We start from the raw sequence: 8341 nt of genomic DNA on the forward strand, positions 1-8341 counted from the left end.
ATTATACTAAATCAGAGTCTCTATTTAACTTGTACACTTTTTATTCTAGGCCCATATTTTGTATTTTCAAAATGTGAACTCAAAACATACTTAACATCTTCAATGGAAATTTTACGATTAGCATGACAAATGAATGGCTGGTCTTGGTCCATTGGATCATTTGTATTATCTGGATTAAAGAATTTTTGTCCATACCATGTTCGAGGATTATTATAGACGGTGTCCTTAATTGATGAACTACCGAAAATATGTCGTAGATTGACTTTGTCAAAATCTGGATTTAAATGGTACTTATTAATCATTTCTTTTAAATCAACTGATGCCATTGTCTCTTCTGAATTAAAATCAAACTCATCAATATTCATTCGATTGGGTGCAACCACATATGCGTCATCAGGAATTCGCTTAGCTGCCCAATGATGTCCACCAATTGTTTCTAGCCACCAGATTTCATCTTTATCTGAAAAGGCAATTCCGTTTGGTTCATATGTTCCATATTCTTCGAGCAGCTCACCTAGTCTTTTAACACCTTCACGAGCGCTATGAATATAAGGTAACACTAATGTTACTAAGTCTTCCTCGCCAATTCCCCCAGAAACAAACGGATCTGCTCCTAAAACACGCGGATTAGTTGTAATCGTTTCAGTTGCTGACATTGCAACATTTTCACTATTAATTCCTGCTGTTGGCCATATTCCATTTGTCAAAATTGCATTCGGCACAGAAGTATAACTTAGTGGATTATCGGGCAATTTAACATTGACCTTACTAATAACAGATTCATAATTTCGTGGTTGCATTTCTGGTGTTACAACTACAAAACGTTGTGGATCAAGCGCTTCATGCCCATCATCGTTTCGCGAAATAATTGTCGAGCCATCAATTGATGCTTTTTTCCCAACTAAAATTGTTGTACATGAACCATGTATTCTTTTTGCCATTCTGGTTGCACTTCCTTTATACATTTATGCTTTCAATTATACTACTAACTTAATACAAATAATAAAGGAAGAACAGCGACTCGTAAGTTTTAATTAGCTTTAGCTTAATCTGATAATTTTCTTAGCAATTTCTTCTGGGAAATCCCAGAAGAAATAATGATTATTACCAAGACAAATAATCTTGGTCCTATCTGTTATATATTCTGAACGTTCATACTCTGCTTTTCTATATTTTTGTGTAAAAATAACACTCGGTGCTGCCCTGTGAAATCTGATGTTATCATAATTAACAACTGACTGAATTAACTCTTTTTGTTTTTGAGCATCTTTAACTTCTGAATGTCTCTGATCATTCTGATAATAATGTTGCCATAATAACTTATCTTGTTCTTTTGAAAAATTCTTTTTTGTTTGATTTTGCATTTTGATTATTCGTTGCTCTTCAGTCATGATCTCAAATTTATTTTTTTGCGCAATATAAGTTTTTTCTTTAGAAGGATTAAAAATTATTTCCCTTGTTGTAGGTTCAAGTCCAATAAAGCCTGAAAAATTATTAATTCTATCCGCAATTGGCAGAGCAAGTATTCCCCCCATGCTATGTGCAACGATTATAATTTTTTGTGCATTTTGCTTTTCAATAATTTCCACCAAATTAGTAATATCTTCTTCAAGTCGATAAGTCTTCTTAGTTAAAGAACTCATTCCCGAATTTAGATAATCAATTGCTAGAATCCCAATACTTTTAGGTAACTTAGTAATTATAGGTGCAAAACTATCAAATGTATCAAACCCGCTTGCACCATTCAAAAAAACTATTATCGTTTTACCTGCGCGTACACTTATTTTATAATCTCCTAGATCTGTTTTAAATAATTTATCGTGCATTATCTTCACTACTTTCCAAAAAATTAATTTATATATAAGAATATCATCTAAAGTGTATCATACAAGCTTATAATAATAATTTTTTTAACAGAAATAATAAAAAAGCAATCTAATAAATTTAAAAATTCATTAAATCACTTAATTAAATATATTTACTACTTTTATCAAAAAAATTTTATTTATTCAAATCCTAGCGACCTATTATCTAGCCAATCATAATCAAGAAATTTTTTTAATTGTCTATTTACTGGTATCCACAGCCCGCTTATTAGCAAATCTACCATTACCTCCATAAATATCTCATCACTTGTTCTCACGTCTACATTTATTAATTTATTATTTTCTGTCCTGCAAATAATTTCTTCTCTTTTAATTCCCACTATTTGTGCGGAAACAATTTTTTCATTTTTGTTCATCCTAACTATCTCCTTTAATTGCCTTACCACTTTAGTTATTTCATTCATTGAGATAATTCTAAAGCAACTTTGTGAACTTCCTTTGATGAATTATTGAAAACAAACTGCCCAAAGAGATAAGTTTATCTTCTTTTCTTAAATAAACATTATGCTAGTTATCTAACAACCATTTTCATTCAGCGTTTTAATGAATTTTCTCTCATAATAGAGTATAATACTGCTAACCAACACAGGAGGGATTTACTTATGCATGTACTTTGGAAAGACCAAATAGTAGAACGTGACACAGTAAAAATCGATATTGAAGACCGCGCCTATCAATATGGGGATGGACTATATGAAGCAATGCGTGTCTATAAATCGAAGATGTATATGTTTGATGAGCATTTTGATAGACTTGATCGCTGTGCAAAAGAAATTCGTTTAGAATTGCCTTTCACTCGCTCTGAGTTAAAAGCTAACCTTGAAAAACTAATTGCTGTCGAATCAATCGTAGAAGGTGAGGTTTATCTCCAAGTTTCTCGTGGCGTTAAAGCGCCTAGAGACCATCATCTGCCACTCCCTGGTACTGTTGAAGCTGTCTTAACGGCCAATGTTTTTACAATTGAACGTGATGTAACAGCTCAAGAAAAAGGACATACGGCGTGTTTAGTACAGGATCAGCGCTGGCTTCATTGTAATATTAAGTCATTGAGTTTACTTGGCAATGTCCTTTCTTTGAATGAGGCAGTTGAAAAAGGCTATGACGATGCATTGCTTGTTCGTGATGGATACTTTACAGAAGCATCAGCATCTAATCTTTGGTTTGTTATTGATGGAAAGCTACATACTCATGAAGATGGTAACTTAGTATTACCTGGTATCACAAAAATCAAACTATTAGAAATTGCAAAATCTCTTGGATTAGAAGTTATCGAAGATGCTGTCCCTGTCACAATGCTTAGTCAAGTTGAAGAGTGTTTTGCATCTAATTCCGTCCATGAAGTAATGCCCATTGTTGAAATTGATGGAAAACCTGTTAAAGATGGTAAGCGTGGTCCAATAACGAAACTTCTTCAAGATAAATATATTGAAGAAACACTGTAAGTTTAATTATTAATATAGCTGCACCAAGGGGAGTTGTAACATAAGTCAGGAAAATTTAAATACTAACTAGCACGAAATTGCTCATAGCAGGTACTTTGCTATGAGTAATTTCGTGTTAGACGGAGAATTTTGACTTATGGAACACGTTTATACGGAATAAATAGAGAGATTAGGCCAAAAGTTAAATTTCGACCAACCTCTCTATTTACTCATCTATCGCTTTGTTTCAAAAAAACAAACACTCATCGATCTAATTTGGAGTACATCACATTACCATTTTTGTACCATAAAATTAAACTCTTCCTTCTCTGTCCCCTGATCTTCTTCTTCTGCCTTTTCCATTAATTTGTAGATATTAGCGAATAATTTTTTTTGTGCTTTATGTGATAATTTTATTGTACTAAAAAGTCCACCTGTTCTAATTTTTTCAAAATAAGTTGGATCCTCCTGATACTTGTCCATCTCAGAAAGTGCTGAATCCAAAAATATTTGCATCCTATACAAAAACAACTTTACAAACTCATCTCTGTGACTTGCTACCCAATCAGCTGACATACTGACACCATCAAATTCATTTCCATCAGGGCCTGAAATACCGCTCCCCCTATGCTCGTTCAAATTGTAACTTGAATAATAGTATTCTTGTAAATTCTTAACTTGTTCACTCCTGACGATTTCAATCAAATCTAATTCGATCAATTTTTTTACAGGATAATACAACTGGCTTATCGGAACTCCAATTTTCTTGGAAACTTCCTTGATATTTATCCCATCTTTTACATTTGCAGCTTTTATAATTTTAATATTTTTATCATCAGCTAAGACTTTTCCCAACTGTGACACGATACTTGCAACCATCTAATCACCTCAAACTAATAATAAGGGATTGACAAAATTAAATCAAACAGTTACATTTTATTTATCGTTAAAATAAATTTTATCGAAAAATAAAATTAAATTGTGAGGGGTTTGTAGATGAAAAAAACAAATACTATTTTTATCACAGATAAAGAGTCAAATATTCAAATTATCAAAGATATTACAAGTAACTTAATCAGTTCTTTGACAGGAAATATGTTTTCATTTTCTCTAGGTTTAATGCTATTAAATATTACACATTCACCGCTTAGCTTTGGATTAGAAATGATTATTATGCCTTTAGTTAATCTATTGTTTGTCATCCCTATCGGTAATATCGTGGACACAGTGCCACATAAGAAAATAATAATTCTATCTCTGCTTATTCGACTTCTTGCACTATTTACATTATATGTAACAATTGGTTTCTTCAAAAACGATTATCTTTTTATTCCGATTGCCATTTTTGTTACTATCAATACTATTTGTAGTAGTTTCAATTCAACTACTTATTCTGCAGCAGTTCATGAAGTTGTGAATCAAAACCATATTCAAAAGCTTAGTTCTTTCACACAAGCCGCTAGTTCCCTATCCGCAATCATTGCTCCTCCGCTTGGAATGACCCTTTACACTCTACTAGGTTTTAAATGGATGATTTTTCTTGAAATCGTTGCTTCATTAATTTCTTTTGCAATTGTAACGAGCATGTATTTTCATTATTCTTCAAAAAAAATACAAGAAGACATTACGCATAAAGGAAAATCCAGACTAGCTTCCCAGATAAAAAAGTTTGCAAGTGGACTAGAATATATCCATAAACAACGACTAATTACGGAAATAATCACAATTGGTGTCTTCATAAACTTTTTATTTACTTCACTAACGATTGGAATGCCTTATATAATATCAAATGATCTTCACTTCGGAAACGGTCCTATTAGTTTTCTTGAAAGTGGAAACTCGCTCGGAATGCTTCTAGGCAGTTTACTAATTGGAACGATTCCAGATAAACTTTCACTAAAGACAAAGCTCTTTGGCTCTTTAATACCAACTATTGTGTCTTTTATTTGCTTAGGAATTGTTCTCACATGTTTAAAAAATTATTTAACCATAACAATACTAGGAACAATACTAATGGTTATTCTTGGATTTTCACTTATCATATTGAACGTCACTACACAAGTATTTTTGCAGCAAAGTGTTCCTACTGCCTTATTGGGCCGTGTTATGTCTTCAATTATGACAATCAATACTTCTGTTATGCCATTCGGAACAGTAATGTTCACACTAATCTTTGTCCATATTCAGCAAGGCGCCTGGGTTCTAATTCTGAATGGTATCATAATGCTTGTATATAGCTTGTGGAGGATGACAAAAATATAAAGTAAGCGCCTAATTAGATAGCTCATCTATAACCGTTTAGGCAACTAAAATATTTTCTAGCTGTTGAATCATCGCCCTACCTTGGGTATCAGACACACCCTTATTTAACATCAAAATCATATTAGTATGTTTACTTTTGTCATCATAATAAAAATTATAGTAGCCATTATCTATTCCATCTGCACGTTGACCTTCTGGAAAATAATAAAAGCCTGCTGAATAAGCAGTTTCATGATTTCGCGAGAGCTCATTTAATGCATTAATTGGTATTAGCTTTCCATTCTCAAGCGCAGACACAAATTTAAAATAGTCCAACGGTGTTGTATACAGATTGCCGCATCCTAATTCACTTGAAGTTAGACTATAAGATACTGGATGCAATATTATATTATTTCCAAAAATATAAGTTTTTGCAGAAGAATTAATTATATTAGTATCTAATTCAGCAGTGTTTTTCAATTTTAATGGTTTTAAAATATACTGGTTTAATACACTTATGTAGGGTTTGTTAGTGACCTTCGTAATTATCCCTGCTAACAAAATATAATTTGCATTTGTGTAGCTCCAATACATTTTGCCGGTCGATTTTAAATGGCTAAGCGTCCATGCAACAGCGCTAGAATCACTTGTTAAGCTAACTTTAGGTGCGGGTTCTCCCATCTGAATACCTGATGTATGATCTAATAAGTTTCGAATTGTTATTTTGTTTGAATATCTAACACCTGGATAAAATTGATTAAGCTTGGTATTCATTGATAGCTTTCCATTATCAATCAATATTTGTATCATTGTTGCTGTGTAACTTTTTTGCAATGAAGCTAACATATACTTTGTTGAACTTGAGTTCTTGATTTTCTTATCATAATTTGCATACCCTGCTGAGACACTCTTAATTTTATGAGATTCTCCATTCTGATAAACCAAAGTTCCCCAAACTTTATCATTTTTAAAAACCGCTTGTAATTGCTGTCTTTTACTTTCCTTATGTCTTGTGTGTATTCTGACAGTGTCTCTAATCTGCTTCTTCTTTGCTACATTGCTTGTTTTGAAGCCCCAGTAGACAAATATCCCTAAAAATATTAAAATAACTGCTATTAAAACAGTATTCGTTTTTTTCATTTCATTCTGCCCCTTTTACCAACTTAAAGCCTGCAACTATTCTGAACCCCAAAACAATCCACGCCACTAATGTCAACATTACGAGTAAACTCTCAGTCCCATTATTTTCCTTTTTTAGCACAATCTTATTATGACCTTTTTTTAAGACAAACTGCATCGTGCCTCTTTTTGAGCTAGTAATTTTTTCTTTGCTGTTATTGATGGTCAGCGTGTATTTAACCCCGTCATAAAATATAATTGGAATATCTACCAATTGTTTTTTTTCACTATTTAAAGAGAAAGACAACTCATTATTTTTAAATTCAGTCTGCACTAGATTATTTTGTGTACCATCCTCAAATAAAATCACTCTTTTCTGAATAGATTCTTTATGTGTAAATGCTTTTTCAGTGTAATAATCAGTATTACTAGAAGAATTTCTGAGTTCACCAAAATATTTTGCAAAAGCTTTACTTGTGATTGAATAGTTTTTACTGCTTTCTTGCTGATACGCTGTCGTGATTAATTCATCCTTTTGACTCTTTTGGTAGAAAGTATAAAACTCAGCACTCAGACTTGGCAGCGTCAATAACGTTAAAATCCCAATGACATAAATTTTGCTAAATCTTTTTGATTTTGCATACTCCTCAACAACATCTTTTACCAACCATGCTCCAACTACTGCCATAAAGAAACCGCTGATTCCCAATAATCTCCAAGGAAACTGAATTACCGCAATAGAGGTTTGTTGTAGTAGGTACCAGGGAAATAAAGAGGTTGTTAAGATTGCCGTAATATTCATGATTGAGAATGAATATTTGTAAACCTTTGGCATTTTCTTCCATTTAAAAATTTCCCAAACAAAAATAACTAAGAATATAACTCCAAGACTCCTATTAAGGTGGTTATTTGCACTATTTGTTATAAACGTACCCAAACTTGATAACTCTCCGCCAGGACTGACCATCAAGTTATACTTTGTTGGAAAATGTATCCGATTTTTAAGTGTCAGTACTGCTAATGGATACACAATAAAAAGAATCTGCATGACAAACAATACAATGACTTTCAAACTGGTAACAACCGTTTCCTTATTCACCTGTTGTTTCATTATTGCAATTATGAACATTAATATAACAGTCACCAATAAAAATACAGCTGATAAAATATGTGAATATGTAACCAGACTAAGTCCAACTACTGCCCAATAGTAATTTTTTCCGTCTTCAAAAAAGATGTTATAAAATCCATAAATTGCAAGTGGAAAAAACATTAATGCGAGCCACTCTCCAATATCAAAACGAATAAATAAATCTGTTAAATGATAAATTGACATGTTATAAATAATTGCAAAACTAGCACTTTGAATCAGGTTACCACTAAATTTTAACATCATTTGATAAGCAATTAAGAACCCAAGATAAGTATAAAATGTTAGCCCAATGTATAGTACAAGTACTGGATTTGCAAAGATAAATCGAAGTATTGCAAATGGTAATAGTGTAATCATTGGATAAAAGGACTGTACCATATCGCCAACGTTCTTGAATGTCTTAAAGCTTGGCATCATAAAAATCGAATTATTATTTCTAATTGCCTGATATAAGCCATTTATCCGATTGCTCCTATCCTAGTATTTGGTACATAAATTTCTGAACAGTTGTGCCATAATTA

7 protein-coding genes and 1 pseudogene are annotated in these 8341 nt (G+C 32.4%); 2 read left to right on the forward strand and 6 right to left on the reverse strand.

Features of this window, described 5'->3' with window-relative positions; all coding sequences use genetic code 11:
* Positions 1-53 precede the first annotated feature (53 nt).
* The 3 genes and pseudogenes from ABF682_RS11720 to ABF682_RS11730 form a co-directional block, all read right to left on the reverse strand.
* A pseudogene (locus ABF682_RS11720) lies at positions 54-941 on the reverse strand (C69 family dipeptidase); the annotation flags it as partial.
* Between the two features lie 99 nt (positions 942-1040).
* On the reverse strand, positions 1041-1826 hold the full coding sequence (locus ABF682_RS11725) for an alpha/beta fold hydrolase (protein ID WP_415619915.1): 786 nt from the start codon (positions 1824-1826) through the stop codon (positions 1041-1043).
* Between the two features lie 179 nt (positions 1827-2005).
* Positions 2006-2242, reverse strand: a complete 237-nt coding sequence (locus ABF682_RS11730; protein WP_415619916.1) for a hypothetical protein — start codon at positions 2240-2242, stop codon at positions 2006-2008.
* Positions 2243-2488: 246 nt separating this feature from the next.
* Here ABF682_RS11730 and dat point away from each other — a divergent pair, with 246 nt between their 5' ends.
* A complete protein-coding gene (gene dat / locus ABF682_RS11735) occupies positions 2489-3328 on the forward strand; it encodes a D-amino-acid transaminase (RefSeq protein WP_415619917.1) in 840 nt (279 codons plus the stop codon).
* 270 nt (positions 3329-3598) lie between these two features.
* Here the strand turns inward: dat and ABF682_RS11740 are convergent, their stop codons facing one another.
* Positions 3599-4186, reverse strand: a complete 588-nt coding sequence (locus ABF682_RS11740; protein WP_289978605.1) for a winged helix-turn-helix domain-containing protein — start codon at positions 4184-4186, stop codon at positions 3599-3601.
* Between the two features lie 117 nt (positions 4187-4303).
* Between ABF682_RS11740 and ABF682_RS11745 the strand changes: the two genes are divergently transcribed.
* A complete protein-coding gene (locus tag ABF682_RS11745; protein ID WP_415619918.1) occupies positions 4304-5569 on the forward strand; it encodes an MFS transporter in 1266 nt (421 codons plus the stop codon).
* A gap of 36 nt (positions 5570-5605) precedes the next feature.
* Here ABF682_RS11745 and ABF682_RS11750 read toward each other — a convergent pair whose 3' ends face one another.
* Together ABF682_RS11750 and ABF682_RS11755 are read right to left on the reverse strand one after the other, a co-directional pair.
* Positions 5606-6688, reverse strand: coding sequence for a serine hydrolase domain-containing protein (locus ABF682_RS11750; RefSeq protein ID WP_415619919.1), 1083 nt, complete (start codon positions 6686-6688; stop codon positions 5606-5608).
* 1 nt (position 6689) lies between these two features.
* Complete coding sequence (locus ABF682_RS11755; protein WP_415619920.1) at positions 6690-8234, reverse strand: hypothetical protein; 1545 nt, start codon at positions 8232-8234, stop codon at positions 6690-6692.
* Positions 8235-8341 lie beyond the last annotated feature (107 nt).

The organism is Liquorilactobacillus sp. (assembly GCF_047719775.1).
In the GTDB taxonomy this organism is placed as follows: domain Bacteria; phylum Bacillota; class Bacilli; order Lactobacillales; family Lactobacillaceae; genus Liquorilactobacillus.